We start from the raw sequence: 20,380 nt of genomic DNA on the forward strand, positions 1-20,380 counted from the left end.
ATTACTTGACGACGTAATTCTTCGCCTCGGCCTCGCCCGCCCACTTGCGCAGCGCGCTGATGAACTCCGGGCACACATTGCCATCGACGCTGGTGTCGGTGATGACGCTGTCCTGCATGCGCATCAGCACCTTGCACTCATACACACGCGTGCGGTTGGCGTAGTGGCCGGTGCTGCTGTTCTGGAACACCGGCGTGGCCGCCGTGGTGTTGGTAGCGGGGATCATGCCCACGACCTGCTGGCTGGTGCTGTCCACCACCCATTCGGTGTAGGGGGCGGACTGGTAGTCCGACCATTCCAGCTCCATCGTGTTGCCCACCGGCCGGATTTTGGAGGGCTCGCCCAGCGCCGCAATGGCGTCGTCGATGGAGCGGCCTTCCATGTTCTTGGCCACGTTCACGCTAGGCGAAAACGACAGGCCCGATTTGAACACTTGGCTCAACGACGGCATCGTGGAACTGCCGCCGGTGGGCATCGGCGCGCAGCCGGCCAGGCCCAGCGTGAGGAGCAGGCCGGTCAACAGATGGAAGGAACTGCGGTGTCGGTTGGAATGCGGTGTCGGCTTCATGGTGTGTGGTCCAGGCTTGCGGGGTGGCAGGTCCCTCGGTAGGCGAGGACACGGCGCCGATTGTTTCTGTTCGTGACGGGGCCATTGATCGCTGGCGCCCGCGACGGCAATTCGCGCGGCCGAGACAAGGATGGCCCGCGCTGGAAAGTGCGACATTTTTACCGAAAAAGGGGGCCGGAGTTCGCAATCCGAAGTGTGAAATTTGTTACCTAATATGCCGGTTAAGCAACGCCATAGAGGGACGGACCCCGGGGACGCTGCGCTAAGATCGTCCCCGCCCAATCCACTGGATTTCACGACGATCATGCCCGCTCGCTTTCAATTCCTGATCCGCGCCGCGTTCGCGGCCCTGGCCCTGGTGGCGGGGCTGGCATCGCCCACGGCGCACGCCGCCGAAAAGCTCTACGGCGGCATCGCCACGGACGGCAAGCATTCCCGGATTTTCTGGGTGCTGCCCGAGACCGACGGCAAGGCGGCCGAAGCCGCCGCGCTGGCCGAATGCCGCAAGGCCGGCGGCAAGGAATGCAAGGTCTTGAGCTGGTTCTCCGACAGCTGCATGGTGTACGCGCGCAACTCCGTCCAGGATCTGTTCCCGGGCAACAGCGTGTCGCCCGAGATGGCCGCCAAGAAGGCGATCCGGCGCTGCACCGCCGGCAGTCCCGACGGCAAATGCCGCCTGACCACCATGCCGCTGTGCGTGGGCCCGGGTTACAGCGCCGCCGACATGCAGGCGCCCGTGAAGGCCACGCCCGCCGATCTGGAGCGGCTGTCGGCCAAGCTGAACCAGCGCGAATACTGGGGCGCCATCGCCGAAAACGAAGAAGGCGGCCTTCTCTATGCCGACGGCTATCCCAACGAAAACGATGCGCTGTCCAAGCTGCTGGATTGGGAAGACTGCAAGGGCTGCCGGAAGGTGCTGACGTACACCGACAGCTGCGTCGGTCTCGCGTGGCCCAAGGGAGCCAAGGGGCGCGGCACCAACTTCACCGTCCTCAACCCTGATCCGAAGACGGCCCGCGATGAGTCGCGTGCCGCTTGCAGCGCCAAGACCGGCAGCCCGGCCTGCGTGGCGATGGTGCGTTGCTCGGGCCGCCCGTATATCGACGGCTATGCCGGCGAGGGCGAAAAGCCGAACTGATGTTGGCGCAGCACAATGCCGCATTCAAAACAAACGGGCCTGCGGGCCCGTTTGTTTTGTTGAAGGCGCCGCGCGGCGGGGACCGCCAAAGCGCGCAAGCTATCGGCGCATATATGCAAATAAGCCCGCGTCTTTAAGGCTTCTGGCAATGTCCAAGCAATTACAACCTCTTTGTCTGGTTGTACTTGCGCGGCCTAGAATCAGCCCTGTTCCATAGCAGGCGGCAGGGCATGTCATCGCGACTTTCGATCGAATCGGTACAGCTTCCATTCCTGTCGCAACGGCATCAGGCCGTCCGCGATTTCTACCATCGGATCATCGGTTTGGAAGAGATGCCGGGCGACGGCGACCGCCTGCGATTCGCCTTGGGCGACGCCACGTTGTCGCTGTCGCCGGTGGACGAAGTGAGCCGCGCGGTCAAACCCGACTACCTGGGCATCAAGCCCAGCGCCTACGACGACATCCTGTCGCGCCTGCGCCTGGCGGGTCATCATCCCGTGTGCTCGCTGCCGGATGCGCTGCCGCGTGTCATGTACGTGAAGGATCCGTCCGGCAATCAGCTGGCCATCCTGGACTGAGGCGCGCACGATGAACTTCCAGCAATTGCGATCCGTGCGCGAAGCCGTGCGCCGCGACTTCAACCTGACCGACGTTTCGGAAAGCCTGCACACCTCCCAGCCTGGCGTCAGCCGGCAGATCCGCGAACTGGAAGAAGAGGTGGGCGTCGACATCTTCGTGCGTTCGGGCAAACGTTTGATCGGACTTACGCCGCCCGGCGAATTGATCCTGCCGCTGGTGGAGCAGATCCTGCAGGCGGCTGACAACATCCGGCATGCGGGCGCAGAGTATGCGGACAGCCGGAAAGGCGTGCTGTCGATCGCGGCCACGCACTCGCAGGCGCGCTATGCCTTGCCGCCGGTCATCAAGGAATTTCGCCAGCGCTACCCCGAGGTCGTGCTGCATCTGCACCAGGGCTCGCCCAGGCAGGTCTCGGAGATGCTGCTCGAAGGCGAGGCCGACATCGGCGTGGCGACCGAAGCCGTGGCGGACTACCCAGGCCTGGTGAACCTGCCGTGCTACCGGTGGAGTCACAGCGTCATCGTGCCGCGAGGCCATCCGCTGGCGCGCCAGCACGACGGCGTCACGCTGTCGCAGCTATCGCGCTATCCCATCATCACGTATGGGCGCGGCTACACGGGCCGCGCGCATATCGACGAAGCCTTTGCACGCGCAGGCATCACGCCCGACATCGTCATGACCGCGATGGATGCGGATGTGATCAAGACGTACGTGGAACTGGAATTGGGCGTCGGCATCGTGGCCGCGGTGGCCTGGGACGCCGAGCGCGACAGCCGGCTGTGCGCCATCGATGCGCGGCATCTTTTCGAGATCAACCTGACGCGGCTGGCGATCCGGCGCGGCGCATGGCTGCGCGGCTACGCCTTCCATTTTGTGGAGATGTTCGTGCCCACGCTGACACGGGAAGTGGTGGAGCGAGAGCTGAAGGGCGACGGCTGACGCCGCGGTCATCGGGGCGAAAAAAAAGGAAGGCGCGGTGCCTTCCTTTTTCATATCGCAACTACCGGATCAGCTCTTGATGAATGCCAGCAGGTCGGCGTTGATCACGTCCGCGTGGGTCGTCAGCATGCCGTGCGGGAAGCCCGGATAAACCTTCAGCGTGCCGTTCTTGAGCAGCTTGACCGACAGGCGCGAGGCGTCGTCGATCGGCACGATCTGGTCGTCGTCGCCATGCATCACCAGCGTCGGCACGCTGATGGCCTTCAGGTCTTCGGTCTGGTCGGTCTCGGAGAAGGCCTTGATGCCTTCGTAGTGCGCCTTGGCGCCGCCGATCATGCCCTGGCGCCACCAGTTGTTGATCACGCCCTGCGAGACCTTGGCGCCGTCGCGGTTGAAGCCGTAGAACGGGCCCGCGGCCACGTCCAGGAAGAACTGCGCGCGGTTGTCGGCCAGCGCCTTGCGGAAGCCGTCGAAGACTTCGATGGGCGTGCCGCCCGGGTTCGATTCAGTCTTGACCATCAGCGGCGGGACGGCGCTGACCAGCACGGCCTTGGCGACGCGGCCCTGCGGCTCGCCGTGGCGGGCGACGTAGCGGGCGACTTCGCCGCCGCCCGTCGAGTGGCCGATGTGCACGGCGTTGCGCAGGTCCAGATGTTGAACCACGGCGGCGGCATCCGCGGCGTAGTGGTCCATGTCGTGGCCGTCGCTGACCTGGGTCGAGCGTCCGTGGCCACGGCGGTCGTGCGCAATGACGCGATAGCCCTGGGCGAGGAAGAACAGCATCTGGGCGTCCCAGTCATCGCTGGACAGCGGCCAGCCGTGGTGGAACATGATGGGCTGGGCCGTCTTGGGGCCCCAGTCCTTGTAGAAGATTTCAACGCCATCGGGGGTAGTGATCGTGCTCATGTCTGGTTCTCCGGGGGGTAGTTGGACCGCAGGGATAGACTAGGGCCTTATGCGTCACCGGGAAATCCTACGCTGGGCTTGGCGCGTCATACAAAGGTATAGGCGGGGTTTGGCGGCGGATGTGTCCAATCTGCCACCTCCCGCCTTTACGCGGGCTGCGCGCCTTGCAACGCGTCGGCCACGCACTGCGCCATGGCTTCGCCGTCCACCGGCTTGTCCAGGTAGGCACAGGCGCCCAACGCCAGCAGCCGCTGCCGCGCCGCCTCGGTGGGGAAGGCCGTCATGAAGATCAGGGGAAAGCGGCGCCCTGACGCGATGAGCTCGGCCTGCAGCTGATCGCCCGTCATCGGCGACATCTGGACATCGGTGATCATGCAGTCCGGGTCGCTGCCTCGCGGGTCGTTCAGGAACTCGGGACCCGAGCCATAGGCGCGCACCTCGTAACCAAGCGAGCGAAGCAGGCTGCAAAGCGCGATCCTGACCCCCTCGTCGTCGTCGACAACCGCGATAGTGGGTGTGTGGTTCATGTAAGAAAATCCTTCGGGCCGGTCGGATCACGATGCGCATCCGATGCCCGGCATGTTCCGTTATGAACCTTTGCGCCTGGCGCGAAAATCATACGGAGGTTTGTCCCATCCCCGGGTCAGGACGCGGAAACGCCCAGCGCCTCGGCATGGCGGACCAGATCGGCGAGCGATCGGACCCCCATCTTGCGCATGACGTGGCCGCGGTGGATCTTGACGGTGATCTCGCTCAGGCCGATCAGGCCCGCCACCTGCTTGTTCATCAAGCCCGACACCACGTGCGCCATGACCTCCCGCTCGCGCGGGGTCAGGGTCTCGTAGCGGGCGCGCAGGCCGTCCATGGCTGCATCGCGGGAGCGGCGCTGGGTGTCACGCTCGATGGCAGCCGAAACCGCATCCAGCATGTCCTGTTCGCGGAATGGCTTGGACAGGAAGTCGACCGCGCCGGCCTTCATGGCGCGCACGGTCATGGGAATGTCGCCGTGGCCGGTGATGAACACGATCGGCAGGTCGATGCCTTGGCGGATGAGCTGGTCCTGGAAGTCCAGGCCGCTGATGCCCGGCAGCCGCACGTCCAGCACGATACAGCCGGGCGCGTCGGGAATCTGGATCTGCAGCAGTTCGGCGGGCGAGGCGCACAGGGTGGTGCGCAGGCCGATCGAGCGGAACAGGCTGTCCAGCGAGGCGCGCACGCTGGCCTCGTCGTCGACGACGATCACCTGGGATTGCGGAGCAGCGGGCGCGGCCCCGGTGGCGGTAAGGTGGTTCATGTGGAAGGGTTCCCCTGCGTGGTGGCGAGCGTCAGCGTGAAGGCCGCACCCGCGCCAGGCTTGTTTTCGACGGTAAGGCTGCCGCCATGGGCCTGCGCCGTGGTGCGGCAGATCGGCAGGCCCATGCCCATGCCTTGCGGTTTGGTGGTGAAGAAGGGATCGAACAGGCGTTCCAGGTCGTCCGGCGCGATGCCCGGACCGGTATCGCCCACGGAAACGGCGACCAGACCGTCGTCGTGGCGCCGGGCGCTGACGGACAACTGGCGGGCCTGCGTCTGGCCGGACATGGCCTGGCTGGCGTTGACCATCAGGTTGACCAGCACCTGCTGAAGCTGGATCCGGTCGCCCATGATGAGCGGCAGGCCCGGCTCGATGTCCACCTGCAGCGCCACGCGCTCGCGCGTGAGTTCGTGTGCGACCAGGCGGGTGGCTTCGTCGATGACGGCGCCGATATCCAGCGGGGCCTGCTGCACCGGCGCCTTGCTGAGGAACGCACGAATGCGTTTGACGATCTCGCTGGCGCGCCGGCCTTCGGAAATGATGCGTTCCATGGCCAGCTCGACCTCATGCAGATCGGGCTGGGGACGGCGCAGCCAGCGCATGCCCGCGTCGCCGCTGGTGACGACCGCCATCAAGGGCTGGTTGACTTCGTGCGCGATCGACGCCGTCAGTTCGCCCAGCGTGGCGACACGCGCCGCGTGCGCGAGTTCGGTCTGCGCCAGCAGCAGCGCGTCCTGCGCCTGCCTGCGCTCGGTGATGTCCACCACGAAGACCAGCACGGAACCGTCCACGTCGTCGGCCGGCGGAAAGGTGATGGTGAACAGCACCGGCACCCGCGAGCCGTCCGCGTGCACGACCTCGGTCTCGCCTTCGTGGAAGGCGTCGCCCTGGGCGAACGCCGTCAGGGACCGCGCAAACATGCGGTCGTCTTCGCACAGGATGTCGTCCACGGAGTAGGGTGCGCTTGGGGCGGCCGGCCGGCCCACCATGGCCAGGAACGCGGGATTCATGTCATCCACGTCGGTCAGCTTGCGCATCTGGCCGATGAACTCGGGATGCTGGGCGAGGTGGGCGGTGAGGGCGGGGCCATCCATCAGACCCAGGGCGGTCAGCTCGGTGCGCACGGCGCGCCAGTCTTCCTGGATGACACCGATGCGGCTGGCGTCGAACATGCGGCGGTAGCGTCTTTCGCTGCTGACCAGCGCGGTGTAGGCGGCCTTGCGGTCGGTCACGTCGCGATGCGTTTCCATGACGCCGGTGACCCGGCCCTGATGATCCCGTTGAAGCACCCAGCGGCTTTCCAGCACCAGCGTGGCGCCGGCCTGGGTCTTCTGTTCCAACGTACCATCCCAGCTGCCGGTAGACAGGAGTTCGGCCTCGATGGCCTCGCGGCGGTCGGGGTAGCGGGTATGCAGCAGGTCATCGGCAACGCGGCCCAGCGCCATGCTGGCGGGCCAGCCATAGGCGTCTTCGGCGGTGCGGTTCCAGAAGTTGATCACGCCTTGGTGGTCGCGCACGAAGATCATGTCGTGCGACAGATTGAGCAGGCGCGCCTGCGCGGCGAGCCTGCGGGTGGCGCTCTGGTTCTGCAGCGCCAGCAGCGCCGCAATGCCGATGGCGGCCAGGCTGACCAGCGCCCGGGCCGTGGGCGAACCCACATGGTTCAGACCGTGGGAATTCAGATAGGCCGCGATGGTGAGCACGATGCCGCCGGTGCCCGCCACGATGATGTCCAGGCGCCGGAATGTGCGCGCCGCCAGCAGCACCACCACGACATAGAGCACGGCCACGGCGCCGTCGAAGTCGGTGAATGTGTCCACCACGGCAATGACCAGCGCCAGCAGCAGGGCGGCCGCGCGAAACAGGAATTGCATGCGATGCGGGCCCGCGGTCTCCGGGGCGCCGGGACGCGACTGCTGCGGCGGCTGGCCAGGTGCGCGGCCGAGTGTCGACGTGAGCAAGATCCACCTCTGGGTAAGGGCGCGCGCGTCGGGCAGGAAACCGGGGGCACGCAATGAGACCCGCACATTATCAGCCATCTTTGGAAGAAGACACGCGTATTTCCTGGGTAAACCTTGGTATGACCGGAGAAAACGATGAGCCGATTTTGCTGGCGGGGCGCCGTGGCTATTCTGGTTTCCATCGGGAATCGAAGCCCGAATCGTGAAGCCAACCCCTGAAGCCAACCCGGAGAAATTCCATGAACGATCTTTCGCTTCAAAGCCGCATCACCGCTCCCCTGCGCACCCCCACCGACCTGGGCGCCGAGGCCAGGGTCGACATCGCCGCCGCCCTGACGGGCCTGCTGGCCGACATGTTCGCGCTGTATCTGAAGACCAAGAACTTTCACTGGCATATGTCGGGTCCGCACTTTCGCGACTATCACCTGATGCTGGATGAGCAGGGCGACGAGATCTACGCCACGACGGACGTCATTGCGGAACGCGCCCGCAAGGTAGGCGGCACGACGCTGCGTTCGATCGGACACATCCAGCGCCTGCAGCGCCTGGCCGACAACGACGCCGACTACGTGACGCCCGAAGACATGCTGGCCGAGCTGGCCGACGACAACCGCCGTCTGACGGGCTTTCTGCGCGCCACGCACGCCGTGTGCGAGGAACACAACGACGTCGCCTCGACCAGCCTGATCGAAAACTGGATCGACGAGGCCGAGCGCCGCACCTGGTTCCTCTACGAATCGACCCGCGCCGCACGCTGATCCAACCCGGCCACATGCAGTCCTGACCTTGGCGCCGCGTGCGGCGCGTCCAGGAGACGTTTCATGTCATACGACTATCCCGCGGTCGTCCTGCCTGCCGGCACGACCGCTCCGTCCTTCGCCTTGCCGGCCACGCCGGACCAGACGGTTGCGCTGGAAGAATTGCGCGGCCGGCCGCTGATCCTGGCGTTCTATCCCGCGGATTGGAGCCCCGTCTGTGGCGACCAGATGGCGCTGTACAACCAGATCCTTCCTGAATTCCACAAGGCCGGCGCGCAGCTGGTCGGCATTTCGGTGGATGGGGTCTGGTGCCACGCCGCGTTCGCCGCGGACCGCAAGCTGCATTTCCCGCTGCTGGCGGATTTCGAGCCCAAGGGCGAGGTCGCCCGGCGCTACGGCGTCTATCGCGAACAGGAGGGCATCGCTGATCGTGCGCTGTTCGTCATTGACGCCGAGGGCGTCATCCGGTGGAGCTATGTGTCGCCGCTGGGCATCAACCCGGGCGCTGACGGCATCCTGGACGCGCTGGACAAGCTTGCCCCCGCTTTGCAAGGAGTTCAATCATGAGCCGCCTTTTCATCCCCGTGAATGCCCAAGATCACGCCGAAGGGCCGGACACCGCGCCCGTGACGCTGGTTGAGTATGGCGATTACGAATGTCCGTATTGCGGCGAGGCCTATCCCGTGCTGAAGGCGGTGCAGCGTGCGCTGGGCGACCGGCTGCGCTTCGTCTTTCGCAACTTTCCCATTTCGGAACTGCACCCGGACGCGGTCGCGGCGGCGGAATTTGCCGAGGCCGCCGCGCAGGCGGGCAAGTTCTGGCAGGCGCACGACATGCTTTATGAGCGCCAGAACGCGTTGAAGGAGAGCGATCTGTTCACCTATGGCGAGGAGATCGGCTTGTCGCCGCAGGTGCTGCATCGCGCCTTTGGCGGCGCGTTCGACTCCAAGATCGAAGTGGACTTCAGCGGTGGCGTGCGCAGCGGCGTGAACGGTACGCCCACACTTTTCATCAATGGCGTGCGGTACGACGGCCCGCGCGATGCGGACAGCCTGATTGACGCGCTGAACCAGGCGGCGCGTACCGCCCCGGTCCATGCGTGAAGGGGTAGGGACCGGCATCGCCCGGTCGCCGCGTTGCCCTGGGACTTAAGTCTGGCGTTTTGCTGCCGTTACATTTCTCAAAGGAACCCCGGCCGGGTGGCAGGCTTGCCTCCGGCTTTCCAGAGGAAGAGACGCCATGACATCCGTTGCCTCCATCGGCCCCGTGACCACGATCGGTCTGGCGCCGCCAGCCACCGGCGTGACCCGTGCGGGCGACAAGGCCGATATCGCGGCCGTGCCTGCATCGACGACGGTCACGCTTAGCCAAGGCACGTCCCCCGCGCTGACCTACACCTCGCAGCCGGCGGCCGCGGGCGTGGTCTGGGAGCGCGAGGCGGCGGACAAGGAGTCCTCCGTCATCGCCGACACGATTTCCGCGCGCACGCTAGCGGGGCGTCTGGAAGGCGTGGCTTCTGCGCTGCTGGACCGGTTCCAGACCGACGGCAGCAATTATTCGCAGTCTGCCAGGTTGTCGCCGGGCGCCGGCCAGATCGACGCCCTGGGCAACGTGCAGGCAGGTACGGCCACGCAGGCCGAGGATGCCTACACGCTGCGCATCACCACGGCCAGCGGCGTGAAAGTCCAGGTCAGCCTGACCAACACCGCAGATGGCATTGGGGTGCAGATCGACGTGGCCGAGGGCGAGCTGTCCGAGACCGAGCGCAAGGCCATCGCCGGTCTATCCAAGGCGTTCCAGGACGCGGTGGATGGCTTGGCGTCGGTGCCGCCGCGCATGGCGTGGTCTAGCCTGGCGAAGTTTGATTCCGCGGTGCTGTCGTCGGTATCGCTGCAGGCCACGACCACGACGGATGGTGTCGTTTCGCAATCCATCGATTTTTCCGCGGACAGCAAGCAGCGGTCGCTGACCATCAAGAACGCCGATGGCGTGGTGAAGGTCGACGTCGACGTAAGCAAGGCCGCGCTCTTTGGCAATGCGCAGCAGCGCGCTGCTGCCGTCAGCGATTATCTGCAGCAGTTCGACGCGGCCCGCAGCCGCGGCAAGGGCAACGAGGCCCAGATGGCGGTGTTCAAGGACGCATTTGCCGAACTGCACCAGAGCTACGAAGCCGGCGCCGCCCCGTCCAGCCAGTCGCCGCGCATCGTGGCGGCCGGCTACACGTACCGAAGCCTGCTGTCGGGCGTGGCGGACTTCTCGGCCTCGATCTCGCAGACCATGGACGCGAGCAATCCGTACAGGACCACCGAAGTCGATCAGTTCACCTATCAGGTCTCGCAGAACAGCAGCACGAGCGGCCGGCCCTTGTTCGACCTTGGCGTCAAGCAGGAACAGCGCGCCAATCTGACCGCCAGCTACCATTTGGCACTGACGCCGCAGCAGACGCTTGACCTGTCCAAAGACAAGGACTCGCAGAACTACAAGTTCATCCAGATCAAGGACGAGGTCACCAGCCAGACCGGCATCCAGTACGAGCTGGGCGCGCTGGCCGAAGCCACTTTCACGCATACCCGCAATCTGTCGACGCGGGTGCAGTCGTACGTGAAGGGCGAGCTGATCGAAGACACCTTGACCCCCGTGATTGAAACCCGCACGCGCGACCTGCTGTCGCTGGTGCGTGCCGCGGAGCTGGAACCTTCGGAGAGCGAGCGCCTGCAGCGCCGCGACCCGGCGGCGGCGGATGCGATGCTGCTGAACAAGCATCTGGCGCTGTCGCGCGCGGTGGCGCGGGAACGGCAGGACTGAGCGGGCTGCGGGGTCGGAAGATCGCCCGCAGCCGAGCCGCTTTTTACTTGAACAGCGCGGCGTTCTCTTCCAGCACCGCATCGGCGCATTGCGCGTCCAGGTTGCCGCCCGGTGCGCCGGCCACGCCGATGGCGCCGATCACGCTGTTGCCGGCCTTGACCGGCACGCCGCCGCCCAGCAGCAGAAAGCCCGGAATGTCGGTCAGGTTGGCCGCGCCGGGGTTCTTTTGCGCGTTTTCCATCATGGTCAGGGTGGGGGTCTTGGCAGACACCGCGGTAAACGCCTTGGCGCGGCTGGCTTCGATGGTGTGCGGGCCGGCGTTGTCGGCGCGCGCAAAGGCCTTGAGCAGGCCGGCGCGATCCACCACCGAGGCGCTGACGTTGTAGCCCTTGGCCTGGCAGGCGGCGACGGTGGCGGTCGCGAGCTTCTGCGCGTCTGCCATCGACAGGTTGTTTTCGCTCAGCACGGCAGCGTTGGCGGCGCCGGCGAAAGCCAGCGTGGAGAGCAGGGCGGCAAGCGACAGTTTCTTCATGGTCTGCATCCTTTTCGGGGGTGTTGCGGTAGGAGCAGACAGTGTGGCCAAAAGGCCGCGGGCGCGGTATACGCCCGACTACGCGCGCGCCTCCGTAGCGTTACGGAGGCGGCGCTTCAATCGAGCAGCGTCGCGTACTGGCGTATCAGCTGCGCCAGCGACTCGGCTTCCAGCTTGGCGAAGACGTTGGCACGATAGGTCTCGACCGTGCGCGGCGACAGATCGAACTCGCGCGCAATCTCCTTGTTGCTCATGCCACGCACGATGCGCTCCAGCACCTCGTGCTCGCGTCCCGACAGCCGTGCCAGGCGGTCCGCCGCCGCCTGCGTGACGGCGAGGCGTTCGCGGCTGGCGATGTGCGTGCGCACGGCCGCCTGGACCGCATCGAGGAACACGTCGTCGTCGACCGGCTTTTGCAGGAACTCCATGGCGCCGCCCTTGAACGCGCGGCGGCACAGGTCTACGTTGGCATGGCCGGTCAGCATGACCACGGGCAGGTCGGACCGTTCGGCCAACTGCGCCAGCACGTCCAGTCCGCTGATGCCGGGCATGCGGATGTCCAGCACCACGCAGCCGATCACCGGCTGCGCCAGCGCGGCAAGAAACGCCATCGGGTCCGCAAAGCCCGCGCTGCGCAGGCCAACGCTGCGCAGCAGCAGCCCAAGACCGTCGCGGACCGCGTCGTCGTCATCCACCAGATAGACCAGCGGGGAATGATCGTTGGGATTCATGCGGCGGCTCCGGCCTGCGGCAGGCTGACGGTAAAACAGGCGCCAGCGGGGCTGAGGTTGCGCGCGGCGATGCGGCCGTCCATGGAACCGGCCAACGTATCGCACAGCGCCAAGCCCAGGCCCATGCCCTGATCGCGGGTCGTGAAGAACGGTGCGAAAAGGCGCGGCATGGCGTCCGCGGCAATGCCCGGGCCGGTGTCGCTGACGCTGAATTGATAGCTGCCGTCGGCTGCGCGGCCTTCCAATGCGATCTGGCGCGTACCCGAGGCGCCGTCCAGCGCATCCGCCGCGTTCTGCACGAGGTTGTGCAGGATCTGTTCGAGGGCCACGCGATCGCCCAGCGGCCGCGCGCCGGGACTGGCGTTGGTCCAGGTCAGGCGGATGCCCTGCCTTGCAAGCTCCGGCTCGCGCAGAAAGCGCAGTGAGGCCACCAGCGCGTCGGGGTCGATAGCTTCGCGCCGCGCGGGCGAACTGGGCTGCACCAGCGCGCGCATGCGGCTGATGATGTCGGCGGCGCGCTTGGCTTGTTCGGCGCTGGCAAGCAGCGCGTGGCGCACGACCGGGCGCTCGTCCTCGTCATCCAGCAGGCGTGCAGCGGCGCGGGTTTGCGCCAGGATTGCGGTCAGCGGCTGGTTGAGCTCGTGCGCGATGCCGGCGGCCATTTCGCCCAGCGTGCTCAGGCGCGCCATGGCCGCCAGACGCACCTGTTCCTGCTGCCGGCGCGCTTCTGCGCGCGAGCGATGCCAGGCGGCGGCGCCGGCCACCAGCAAGCCGCTGGCCACGGCCCAGGCCAGCCAGGCGGTCCACGGCCAGAATCCGGGCGTCAACGTGCGGGTGCTGCGCATCTGAAACGGCTGGCTGGCCGCGCCCAGCGGCTTTTGCAGCGCCAGCGTCCAGCCGGGCAGCGCATCGTTGGGTTGCTTGTCCAGCAGCGGTAGCGGGGTGCGATCCACCGTCAGGGTCAGGTTGCCCAGGCCCGGAGGAAAGTCGGCGGCCGGCACGAGCTGCCGCGCGTCGATCAGCAGGCTCCACCCGGAAGGCGACACCAGCCAGTAGCGCGCGTCGTCCACGGCAATCGTCACGGGGCGGCCCAGTTGCCGGGCGCGCTCCACCGCTTGTTGCAGGCCAGCCGGCGCGGGCAAGCTGCCCGCCCAGACGCCGCCCGGCAGATGGCCAAGCCCCAGTAATTGCGGCATGGCGGGGTGCAGGCTGGGAAAGAGACGTTCGGGAGCGGGAGGATGCGACAACGCGGCCAGCGTGGCCAGGACGGCTTCATGCTGCACCGTCTTCTGGCTCAGCATGCGCTGGGCGATGCTGGTGCTCTGGAAGAAGCGCTCGTACTGGTCCACGTACTCCTGCCGCGCGATCCAGATTGCGCCCAGAAAGAACAGGACCAGCCAGCAGATGAAAGCGCGCGTGCGCGAGAGGGGATTCACGCCGGCAATTATGCCTTGCGGCAAATGCGCACCGGAATCCGTAGGGCTACGGAGGGTCAGGCGGCCAGCTTGTGCGGTCCCGCACCGCCCGCGGGCTGCGAGTTCGCGGACACCGCGATCTGATACAACGCGGCCACCAGATCCGATTGCGTCACCAGCCCCTGCAGATGGCGCGATTCGTCCAGCACCGGCACGCAATGCAGGCTGTCCGACATCGGACGGGCCAGCTCGATCACGGGCAAGCCGGGTGTAGCGAATGGCACTTCGCTGCGCATGCAGTCGGCCACGAGCAGGTCGGGCGCCGATTCGGCATCCGTGGGGACCGGGGTCAGACGGCTCTTTCTCGCCAGCACATCGCCCTGAGCGATCATGCCGGCATAGCGGCCCGCTGAATCCAGCACGGGCAGGGCCTGCACGCGGTGCTTGTCGAAGAGGCGGACCGCGTAGTCCAGCGGATCCTTTTCCATCACGGTCACCACATCGCGCGACATGATGTCGGCGCAACGCACGTCGCCAAAACGGCGGACGCTGGCGCGCAACTCCGCAGCCAGCACGATCTCTTCCAGGTCTTCCTTGCTGATGTCCAGCAGCTCGCCGCGCTGGCTCAGCGCTTCGTCCAGGTCGGTTCGCGAAAAGCCCAGTCGTGCGCTGGGAATCGGATCGCGCGTGTTGTGGCCGGCAGCCGGTTCCGCGTGGCGGCGGGGATAGTTGCGTTTCAGCGCGCCGTTAAAGACCACGGCAATGCACAGCAGGATGACGGAGTTCAGCGCAACGGGCCACAGGGCGAAGGCGTAGCCCAGCTTGGCGACCGCGGGGCCCCCCAGCACGGCGGTCAGCGCGACGGCGCCGCTGGGCGGGTGCAGGCAGCGCAGCGAAAACATGGCGCCAATGGCAAGCGCCACGGCCACGGCCGCGGCGATACCAGGGACAGGAATGAATTGGGCGCAGAAGACGCCAATCAGGGCAGACACCAGGTTTCCGGCCATCAGCGACCAGGGCTGGGCAAGCGGGCTGGCAGGTGCTGCAAACAGCAGCACGGCCGACGCGCCCATCGGGGCGATGAACCACGGGTTGTCGGCGCCCAGCGCGTGACGTCCCACCCACTCTGTGCAGAACAGGCCGAGCAGGGCGCCTACCGCGCCGTAAAGTTTCTCGCGTCCGTTGACGCCCACGGGCGCTGGCGCGAACGACCCCAGCCAGCGCTTGAATGCAACACCCAAGACAATCTCTCCTCGCGACGCATTGATATGTCGCGGGGCGACAATTTATCACGCCGCTTATTTCCGGGCGGCATGAGCTTATGCCGCGCAGACGCAGTCGAGGGTGAAAAACGGTTGGATCAGTCCTTGCCGGTCTCGGCGCCCATGCGTGACAGCAGCCGCGTCAATAGCGGGCGCATCGCGTGCAGTTCTTCGAGGTGAGAGGCGGACAGATCTTCGAGCATGCGCTCGGCCTTGGCAGTCAGCACGACCTCGACGCGGCGTCCGTCTTCGGGGTCGGCTTCGCGGCTGACGAGATCCAGCCGCGCCAGACGGCCTACCAGTTCGGCGGCGGTGTGCGGCCGGATCAGCAGACGGTCGGCGATTTCGCCGACATATAGTCCGCGCCGTCCGGGCGCGGTCTTGCGCGTGCCCTTGATAGCGAGAAGCGCCTGATGCTGCTGCGGCATCAGGTCCAGGCCCGCGGCCGCGCTTTCGCTGAACGCCGCGAATTTTCGCAGCGCATAGCGGAAATCCGCGAGCAGTTCGTAGTCGGCGGGAGACAAGCGAGTGGGTGTCGGGGAGGCGTTCACCCGGCGATTCTAATATATGTCGTGCTACGATATATATGACTTTTCGCAAACTCCGTGCGAATACTTCCAACCCTTCCTTGACCATGCCCCCCATTTCCTCTTCCGCCAAGCCCGGACTGCGGCTTGGCGACTTCACCACCGACCGTCGCGTCGTCCTCTTGATGGGCCTTGCCATACCGGTCGGACTGGCCAGTGTCGCCGCCGCCTGGCTGCTTCTTCGCCTCATCGCACTGTGCACCAATCTCGCCTATCACGGCCTGTTTTCGTTTGCCGACCTCCCCATCACGACGGGGCGGCTCGGACTCGGCTCCGTGTTCATTCCGGTCGTTGGCTGCCTCATCATTGGCCTGATGGCGCGCTACGGTTCCGAGAAGATCCGTGGTCACGGCATCCCCGAAGCCATGGAAGCCATCCTGATCGGCAAGAGCCGCATCCAGCCGAAGGTGGCGGTCCTTAAACCCGTGTCGTCGGCGGTGTCCATCGGCACCGGCGGCCCGTTTGGCGCCGAAGGGCCGATCATCATGACCGGCGGCGCGATCGGCTCACTGCTCGCGCAGACCATTCACCTGGACGACGGCGAACGCAAGACGCTGCTTGTTGCGGGTGCGGCCGCCGGCATGACCGCGATCTTCGGCACGCCGCTCGCCGCCGTGCTGCTGGCGGTCGAGCTGCTGCTCTTCGAATGGAAGCCCCGCAGCTTCCTGCCCGTGGCCGTGGCGGCGCTGGTGGCGGCCGCAACGCGCGCCTTCATCATGGAGCCCGGCCCGATCTTTTCGTATGCCGGCGCGCTGGCCTTCACGCCGTGGCACCTGGTGGCCTGCGCCGCCGTGGGTGTGCTGGCGGGCTTGGGGTCAGGCGTGCTGACCTCGTTGGTGTACGCAGCCGAAGACCTGTTCGAGAAGCTGCCGATCCACTGGATGTGGTGGCCGGCCATCGGCGGGCTGGCGATCGGCATTGGCGGGTTGATCGAGCCCGCCGCGCTTGGTGTGGGCTATGACAACATCCGGCACATGCTCGCGGGCGATCTGGCTTTTCAGGCCGTGCTGGTGCTGCTGGTGGTCAAGGTTGCCATCTGGTCGATCGCGCTGGGCTCCGGCACGTCCGGCGGCGTGCTGGCGCCGCTGCTGATCTTCGGCGGCGCGATCGGTGCGCTGGCGTCGCCCGTGCTGCCGCAGGCCGATCCCGGCTTTTGGGCGCTGGTGGGCATGGGGGCGATGATGGGCGGCACGATGCGCGCGCCGCTGACCGCCACCCTGTTTGCCGTCGAATTGACCGGCAACATGCACGCGCTGCTGCCGGTGCTGGCAGCCTGCGTGTTTGCGTATGGCGTGACGGTGCTGCTGCTCAAGCGGTCGATTCTGACCGAGAAGATCGCGCGTCGCGGCCACCATATCAGCCGCGAATACCGCGTGGATCCGTTCGATCTGCTGCGCGTGGCCGACGTCATGACCACGCCGGTGCAGACGTTGCCCGACACGATGACGGTGGCGCAGGCCGTCGCGCATTTCACGACCGCGCAGCCGGGGCATACGAGTTATCCGGTGCTGGACGGGCAGGGCGTCGTGGTGGGCGAAGTGACGCGCGCCGACACCCTGGCGTGGGCGCTGCAAGGTGCGCCGGACGAACGGACGCTGGCGCAGGCGCTCGATGGGCGCGAGCTGGTGTACGGGCACGCTGATGAATTGGCCAGTCAGATCGCCGACCGGATGGCGTTGTCCGGGGCGGGGCGCGTGCCTATCCTTGATCGCGATAGCGGCCGCCTTTTGGGCATCGTTGGACGCAAGGATCTGTTCCGGTCCCGCGCGCGGCGGTTGCGCGAGGAAAGCCAGCGGGCGGCGTTCTTTCGCCGGGCACAGAAGCCAGTTTGACTAAGTCGCCGCAGCGCCTTTGCCGCCCGACGCGCGTAATTCCCACAGCACGTCCAGTACGTGCTGCGTGGCGGCTTCCACTTGCCCGGCACGATGCGCGATGCCCAGTGGACGCCACAACGCGGGCCGCACCGGCCGCATGATGACGCGGGGATCGGGTTGCGGCGCGGTGGCCTCATGGGGCAGTAGCGTCGCGCCATAACCTGCAGCCACCAAACTCTTGATGGCGTCGTTGTAGTTCAACTGAATGCGCGCGCGAGGATTGAGTCCAGCGGCCGCGAACCATTCTCCGGTCAGGCGCGACAGCCGCGTGCTGGCGTCATTCAGAATCAGCGGCCGTTCAGCCAGCCACGCGGGCGTGAGGCGCGCTGGCGCTTTCCAGGCCGCCGGCAGAAAGGCCATCACCGGGTCGCGGCGCCACGGACGCAGCACCAGACCGTCGATGGGCGGCTGGGGCAACGCGACCAGTCCCACATCCAGCGTGCCTTCGGCCAACCGCAACAAGGTTTCCTGCGACGTCAGCACCGCGACTTGCACGTCGATGCCGGGGTGATCGCGTCCCAATGTTTCCAGCGCCTGCGGCAGCAGGTGGGCGATGGCCCCGGTTGACGCCCCAAGCCGCACGCGGCCCGCCAGCCCTTGCACTTGCCGCTGCACGTCATCCAGCGCCTGGTCTGCCTCCGCGAGCAAGCGGCGCGCACGTTCCAGCAAGGTTTCTCCGATTGACGTCGGCCGGACCTGGCCGCGTTTCCGGGTGAGGAGCGGGGCGCCGACGCGGGATTCGAGGTCCGATACGTGCAGGCTGACCGTGGGCGGCGCCAGATGCAGGGCGCGCGCGGCGTCGGCGAACGAGCCGAGGTCGGCAATGGCGACCAGGGTGCGCAGACGGTCCAGGCTGATTTCGCGCATGAGAGTTTCCGGGGCTGGGTGTCGGCTTCGGTTGCGGATTCAGGGTCAAATCCGATATCGGCTCAGTTCAGAAATCCTGAACCAAACGATCATGATATTCGACTTTTCTTATCTCGCCCGCAGATCGAAGATAAGGTCCATTCCTGAACGAATCAGGCAACGCCGAACCACCCGGACAGCATCATGACCCAACCACTTGTTTTCATCGACGGCGACCAGGGCACGACCGGTCTGCAGATCCACGAACGGCTCAACGGCCGCAGCGATCTGCAACTGCTAACGCTGCCCGAGTCCGACCGCAAGAACCCGCAGCGCCGCGCTGACGCGATCAATTCCAGCGACATCGCAATCCTCTGCCTGCCCGACGATCCCGCGCGCCAGGCGGCCGCGTCCGTCGTCAATCCCAAGGTGCGCATCATCGACGCCAGCTCCGCGCATCGCACGGATGCGGGCTGGGTTTACGGGTTTCCGGAAATGAGCGATGGCCAGGCCGAGCGCATCGCCCACGCGCTGCGGGTCAGCAACCCGGGTTGCTACCCCACCGGCGCCATTGCGCTGCTGCGGCCGTTGGTCCAGGCTGGCCTCGTGCCCGCCGACTATCCGGCGGTCATCAACGCGGTGTCCGGCTACTCGGGCGGCGGCCGGGCCAGCGTGGATGCCTACGAAGGCGCGGATGGCCCGCGCGGTCCCGCGTTTCAGGTCTACGGTCTGGGCTTGGGGCACAAGCACACCCCCGAGATCGAACGGCACGCCGGCCTCACGCAGCGTCCCGTTTTCGTGCCGTCTTATGGCGCTTTCCGCCAGGGCATCGTCCTGACGATTCCGCTGCACCTGCGCCTGCTGCCTGCTGGTGTGGATGCCGAAAAAATTCACGAATGCCTGCAACAGCACTACGCCGGCGCGAAGCACGTGCAGATCGTGCCGCGTGACGAGGCCGCCGCGCACACGAACCTGAATCCCGAGGCGTTGAACGGCACGAACGATCTTCGCTTGGGCGTCTACGGCAATGCGCAGCACGGCCAGGTACTGCTGACGGCCGTGTTCGACAACCTGGGCAAAGGCGCCTCGGGCGCGGCGGTGCAGAATCTGGATCTGATGCTGGCGGCGATGCGTTGACGCCGATGGCCGCGGGGCCGAGCCATCGGCCGCCGCCCCGGGAACACATCTCTACTTGTCGAGCCAGGGCGCTTCTTTCCAAAGCTGCTGGAACTGCGCTTCGCCCGCCTTCAGCTCTTTCGCATACTCAGCGGGCGGCAAGTAACGCAGCGGCGCGAACATTTCCCGGGCCTTGGCCTGGAATTCCGGATCGTCCACCGTACGCTTGACCGCCGTGACCAGCTTCGTGCGCACGTCGTCCGGCAACCCCTTGGGTGCGGCCAGCCCGCGCAGCGAGGCCAGTTCAAAATCGAAGCCCTGTTCCTTGAACGTGGGCACGTCCGGCAGCGCGGCCGAGCGCGTGTTGCCCATCTGGCCCAGGAAGCGCAGCGGCGTGCCGCCTTTCTGATATTGAAGCGCCTCGCCGACGTTGATGGCGCCGATCGTGATCTCGCCGCTTGCCAGCGCGCCGCGCACTTCGCCTGCGCCCTTGTACGGGATGTGGCTGAGCTTCGTGCCCGACGCCCGCTCGAACCGGAGCATGGCCAGGTGGTCGTCCGACCCCGTGCCCGTGGTGCCGACGGTAACCTTGCCGGGGTTCTTCTTCGCGTAGGCGGACAATTCCGCAAGGTTCTTGACCGGGTTGTCGTTCAGGACTGTGAAGGCGCCGGGATCATCGATCAGATTGCCCAGCAGGTCAAAACTCTGCCAGGTGAAGGCGGTCTTGCGTTCGATGGGAATCGTCAACAGGTTGGGCGTGTTGATGAAGCCGATGGTGTAGCCGTCCGGCTGCGCGCGCGCCAGTTCCGCAAAGCCGATTGCACCGCCCGCGCCCGGCCGGTTCAGCACGACGATGCGCGCGTCACCGCCCAGGTGCTTCTGCAGGTAGGGCGCCATCATCCGGGCCACCAGATCGGTGCCGCCACCCGGTCCGTATGACACGATCAGGTTGATCGGTCGGTCCGGATAGCCGGCGGCCTGCACGGCGCCGGAGAACATTGCGGCGCCCGCGAGCAGGGTGGCCAGGGTGCGCAGCGTGCGGCGCTTGTTTTGTTGTTGCATGGTTGTC

Annotated in this window: 21 protein-coding genes; 9 read left to right on the plus strand and 12 right to left on the minus strand. The window is 66.3% G+C overall.

Annotated elements, in window-relative coordinates:
- Position 1: 1 nt before the first annotated feature.
- Complete coding sequence (locus HV681_RS01605; RefSeq protein WP_246282780.1) at positions 2-568, minus strand: hypothetical protein; 567 nt, start codon at positions 566-568, stop codon at positions 2-4.
- Between the two features lie 304 nt (positions 569-872).
- On the opposite strand from HV681_RS01605, the gene HV681_RS01610 reads away from it, so the two are divergent.
- From HV681_RS01610 to HV681_RS01620, 3 genes are all read left to right on the plus strand, one after another.
- Positions 873-1,706 (plus strand): DUF4189 domain-containing protein, encoded by an 834-nt coding sequence (locus tag HV681_RS01610; RefSeq protein ID WP_254594861.1) that lies wholly within the window; start codon positions 873-875, stop codon positions 1,704-1,706.
- 230 nt (positions 1,707-1,936) lie between these two features.
- The gene (locus HV681_RS01615) at positions 1,937-2,284 is read left to right on the plus strand and encodes a VOC family protein (protein WP_175121401.1); all 348 of its coding nucleotides are present in this window, start codon (positions 1,937-1,939) and stop codon (positions 2,282-2,284) included.
- 10 nt (positions 2,285-2,294) lie between these two features.
- Positions 2,295-3,224: a CysB family HTH-type transcriptional regulator gene (locus HV681_RS01620; protein ID WP_175121402.1), complete on the plus strand. Its 930-nt coding sequence runs from the start codon at positions 2,295-2,297 to the stop codon at positions 3,222-3,224.
- A 69-nt stretch (positions 3,225-3,293) separates the two neighbouring features.
- On the opposite strand, the gene HV681_RS01625 is transcribed toward HV681_RS01620, so the two are convergent.
- From HV681_RS01625 to HV681_RS01640, 4 genes are all read right to left on the minus strand, one after another.
- Positions 3,294-4,130: an alpha/beta fold hydrolase gene (locus HV681_RS01625; RefSeq protein ID WP_175121403.1), complete on the minus strand. Its 837-nt coding sequence runs from the start codon at positions 4,128-4,130 to the stop codon at positions 3,294-3,296.
- 146 nt (positions 4,131-4,276) lie between these two features.
- Positions 4,277-4,657: a response regulator transcription factor gene (locus HV681_RS01630; protein ID WP_175121404.1), complete on the minus strand. Its 381-nt coding sequence runs from the start codon at positions 4,655-4,657 to the stop codon at positions 4,277-4,279.
- A 116-nt stretch (positions 4,658-4,773) separates the two neighbouring features.
- A complete protein-coding gene (locus HV681_RS01635) occupies positions 4,774-5,424 on the minus strand; it encodes a response regulator transcription factor (protein WP_175121405.1) in 651 nt (216 codons plus the stop codon).
- Positions 5,421-7,298, minus strand: coding sequence for a PAS domain-containing sensor histidine kinase (locus HV681_RS01640; protein ID WP_175121406.1), 1,878 nt, complete (start codon positions 7,296-7,298; stop codon positions 5,421-5,423). Before HV681_RS01640 ends, HV681_RS01635 begins: the two co-directional genes overlap by 4 nt.
- A 326-nt stretch (positions 7,299-7,624) precedes the next feature.
- Here HV681_RS01640 and HV681_RS01645 point away from each other — a divergent pair, with 326 nt between their 5' ends.
- From HV681_RS01645 to HV681_RS01660, 4 genes are all read left to right on the plus strand, one after another.
- The gene (locus HV681_RS01645; protein ID WP_175121407.1) at positions 7,625-8,143 is read left to right on the plus strand and encodes a Dps family protein; all 519 of its coding nucleotides are present in this window, start codon (positions 7,625-7,627) and stop codon (positions 8,141-8,143) included.
- Between the two features lie 63 nt (positions 8,144-8,206).
- Positions 8,207-8,710: a redoxin domain-containing protein gene (locus HV681_RS01650; protein ID WP_175121408.1), complete on the plus strand. Its 504-nt coding sequence runs from the start codon at positions 8,207-8,209 to the stop codon at positions 8,708-8,710.
- Complete coding sequence (locus HV681_RS01655; protein WP_175121409.1) at positions 8,707-9,246, plus strand: DsbA family protein; 540 nt, start codon at positions 8,707-8,709, stop codon at positions 9,244-9,246. The genes HV681_RS01650 and HV681_RS01655 overlap by 4 nt, the downstream gene beginning before the upstream one ends.
- A 136-nt stretch (positions 9,247-9,382) precedes the next feature.
- Positions 9,383-10,948, plus strand: coding sequence for a hypothetical protein (locus HV681_RS01660; RefSeq protein WP_175121410.1), 1,566 nt, complete (start codon positions 9,383-9,385; stop codon positions 10,946-10,948).
- 43 nt (positions 10,949-10,991) lie between these two features.
- Here the strand turns inward: HV681_RS01660 and HV681_RS01665 are convergent, their stop codons facing one another.
- From HV681_RS01665 to HV681_RS01685, 5 genes are all read right to left on the minus strand, one after another.
- Positions 10,992-11,480, minus strand: a complete 489-nt coding sequence (locus HV681_RS01665) for a GlcG/HbpS family heme-binding protein (RefSeq protein ID WP_056566538.1) — start codon at positions 11,478-11,480, stop codon at positions 10,992-10,994.
- A 116-nt stretch (positions 11,481-11,596) separates the two neighbouring features.
- Positions 11,597-12,211: a response regulator transcription factor gene (locus tag HV681_RS01670; protein WP_105239080.1), complete on the minus strand. Its 615-nt coding sequence runs from the start codon at positions 12,209-12,211 to the stop codon at positions 11,597-11,599.
- Positions 12,208-13,647, minus strand: coding sequence for a sensor histidine kinase (locus HV681_RS01675; RefSeq protein ID WP_175121411.1), 1,440 nt, complete (start codon positions 13,645-13,647; stop codon positions 12,208-12,210). The genes HV681_RS01670 and HV681_RS01675 overlap by 4 nt, the downstream gene beginning before the upstream one ends.
- A gap of 56 nt (positions 13,648-13,703) precedes the next feature.
- A complete protein-coding gene (locus HV681_RS01680) occupies positions 13,704-14,867 on the minus strand; it encodes an HPP family protein (protein ID WP_175121412.1) in 1,164 nt (387 codons plus the stop codon).
- 119 nt (positions 14,868-14,986) lie between these two features.
- Positions 14,987-15,439 (minus strand): MarR family winged helix-turn-helix transcriptional regulator, encoded by a 453-nt coding sequence (locus tag HV681_RS01685; RefSeq protein WP_175121413.1) that lies wholly within the window; start codon positions 15,437-15,439, stop codon positions 14,987-14,989.
- A gap of 83 nt (positions 15,440-15,522) precedes the next feature.
- Between HV681_RS01685 and HV681_RS01690 the strand changes: the two genes are divergently transcribed.
- On the plus strand, positions 15,523-17,307 hold the full coding sequence (locus HV681_RS01690; protein ID WP_175121414.1) for a chloride channel protein: 1,785 nt from the start codon (positions 15,523-15,525) through the stop codon (positions 17,305-17,307).
- On the opposite strand, the gene HV681_RS01695 is transcribed toward HV681_RS01690, so the two are convergent.
- Complete coding sequence (locus HV681_RS01695) at positions 17,308-18,216, minus strand: LysR family transcriptional regulator (protein WP_175121415.1); 909 nt, start codon at positions 18,214-18,216, stop codon at positions 17,308-17,310.
- Positions 18,217-18,399: 183 nt separating this feature from the next.
- Between HV681_RS01695 and argC the strand changes: the two genes are divergently transcribed.
- On the plus strand, positions 18,400-19,332 hold the full coding sequence (gene argC, locus HV681_RS01700; protein ID WP_175121416.1) for an N-acetyl-gamma-glutamyl-phosphate reductase: 933 nt from the start codon (positions 18,400-18,402) through the stop codon (positions 19,330-19,332).
- Between the two features lie 51 nt (positions 19,333-19,383).
- Here the strand turns inward: argC and HV681_RS01705 are convergent, their stop codons facing one another.
- Positions 19,384-20,373, minus strand: a complete 990-nt coding sequence (locus tag HV681_RS01705; protein WP_175121417.1) for a Bug family tripartite tricarboxylate transporter substrate binding protein — start codon at positions 20,371-20,373, stop codon at positions 19,384-19,386.
- Between the last annotated feature and the right edge of the window lie 7 nt (positions 20,374-20,380).

Origin of the sequence: Achromobacter animicus, from assembly GCF_902859585.1 — a bacterium.
Classification (GTDB): Bacteria; Pseudomonadota; Gammaproteobacteria; order Burkholderiales; family Burkholderiaceae_B; genus Achromobacter; species Achromobacter animicus.

Bases quoted from the DNA above. Each gene is read 5' to 3' on its own strand.
- HV681_RS01605 (WP_246282780.1), bottom strand. From the start codon at position 568: ATGAAGCCGACACCGCATTCCAACCGACACCGCAGTTCCTTCCATCTG.
- HV681_RS01610 (WP_254594861.1), top strand. From the start codon at position 873: ATGCCCGCTCGCTTTCAATTCCTGATCCGCGCCGCGTTCGCGGCCCTG.
- HV681_RS01615 (WP_175121401.1), top strand. From the start codon at position 1,937: ATGTCATCGCGACTTTCGATCGAATCGGTACAGCTTCCATTCCTGTCG.
- HV681_RS01620 (WP_175121402.1), top strand. From the start codon at position 2,295: ATGAACTTCCAGCAATTGCGATCCGTGCGCGAAGCCGTGCGCCGCGAC.
- HV681_RS01625 (WP_175121403.1), bottom strand. From the start codon at position 4,130: ATGAGCACGATCACTACCCCCGATGGCGTTGAAATCTTCTACAAGGAC.
- HV681_RS01630 (WP_175121404.1), bottom strand. From the start codon at position 4,657: ATGAACCACACACCCACTATCGCGGTTGTCGACGACGACGAGGGGGTC.
- HV681_RS01635 (WP_175121405.1), bottom strand. From the start codon at position 5,424: ATGAACCACCTTACCGCCACCGGGGCCGCGCCCGCTGCTCCGCAATCC.
- HV681_RS01640 (WP_175121406.1), bottom strand. From the start codon at position 7,298: ATGCAATTCCTGTTTCGCGCGGCCGCCCTGCTGCTGGCGCTGGTCATT.
- HV681_RS01645 (WP_175121407.1), top strand. From the start codon at position 7,625: ATGAACGATCTTTCGCTTCAAAGCCGCATCACCGCTCCCCTGCGCACC.
- HV681_RS01650 (WP_175121408.1), top strand. From the start codon at position 8,207: ATGTCATACGACTATCCCGCGGTCGTCCTGCCTGCCGGCACGACCGCT.
- HV681_RS01655 (WP_175121409.1), top strand. From the start codon at position 8,707: ATGAGCCGCCTTTTCATCCCCGTGAATGCCCAAGATCACGCCGAAGGG.
- HV681_RS01660 (WP_175121410.1), top strand. From the start codon at position 9,383: ATGACATCCGTTGCCTCCATCGGCCCCGTGACCACGATCGGTCTGGCG.
- HV681_RS01665 (WP_056566538.1), bottom strand. From the start codon at position 11,480: ATGAAGAAACTGTCGCTTGCCGCCCTGCTCTCCACGCTGGCTTTCGCC.
- HV681_RS01670 (WP_105239080.1), bottom strand. From the start codon at position 12,211: ATGAATCCCAACGATCATTCCCCGCTGGTCTATCTGGTGGATGACGAC.
- HV681_RS01690 (WP_175121414.1), top strand. From the start codon at position 15,523: ATGCCCCCCATTTCCTCTTCCGCCAAGCCCGGACTGCGGCTTGGCGAC.
- HV681_RS01695 (WP_175121415.1), bottom strand. From the start codon at position 18,216: ATGCGCGAAATCAGCCTGGACCGTCTGCGCACCCTGGTCGCCATTGCC.
- argC (WP_175121416.1), top strand. From the start codon at position 18,400: ATGACCCAACCACTTGTTTTCATCGACGGCGACCAGGGCACGACCGGT.
- HV681_RS01705 (WP_175121417.1), bottom strand. From the start codon at position 20,373: ATGCAACAACAAAACAAGCGCCGCACGCTGCGCACCCTGGCCACCCTG.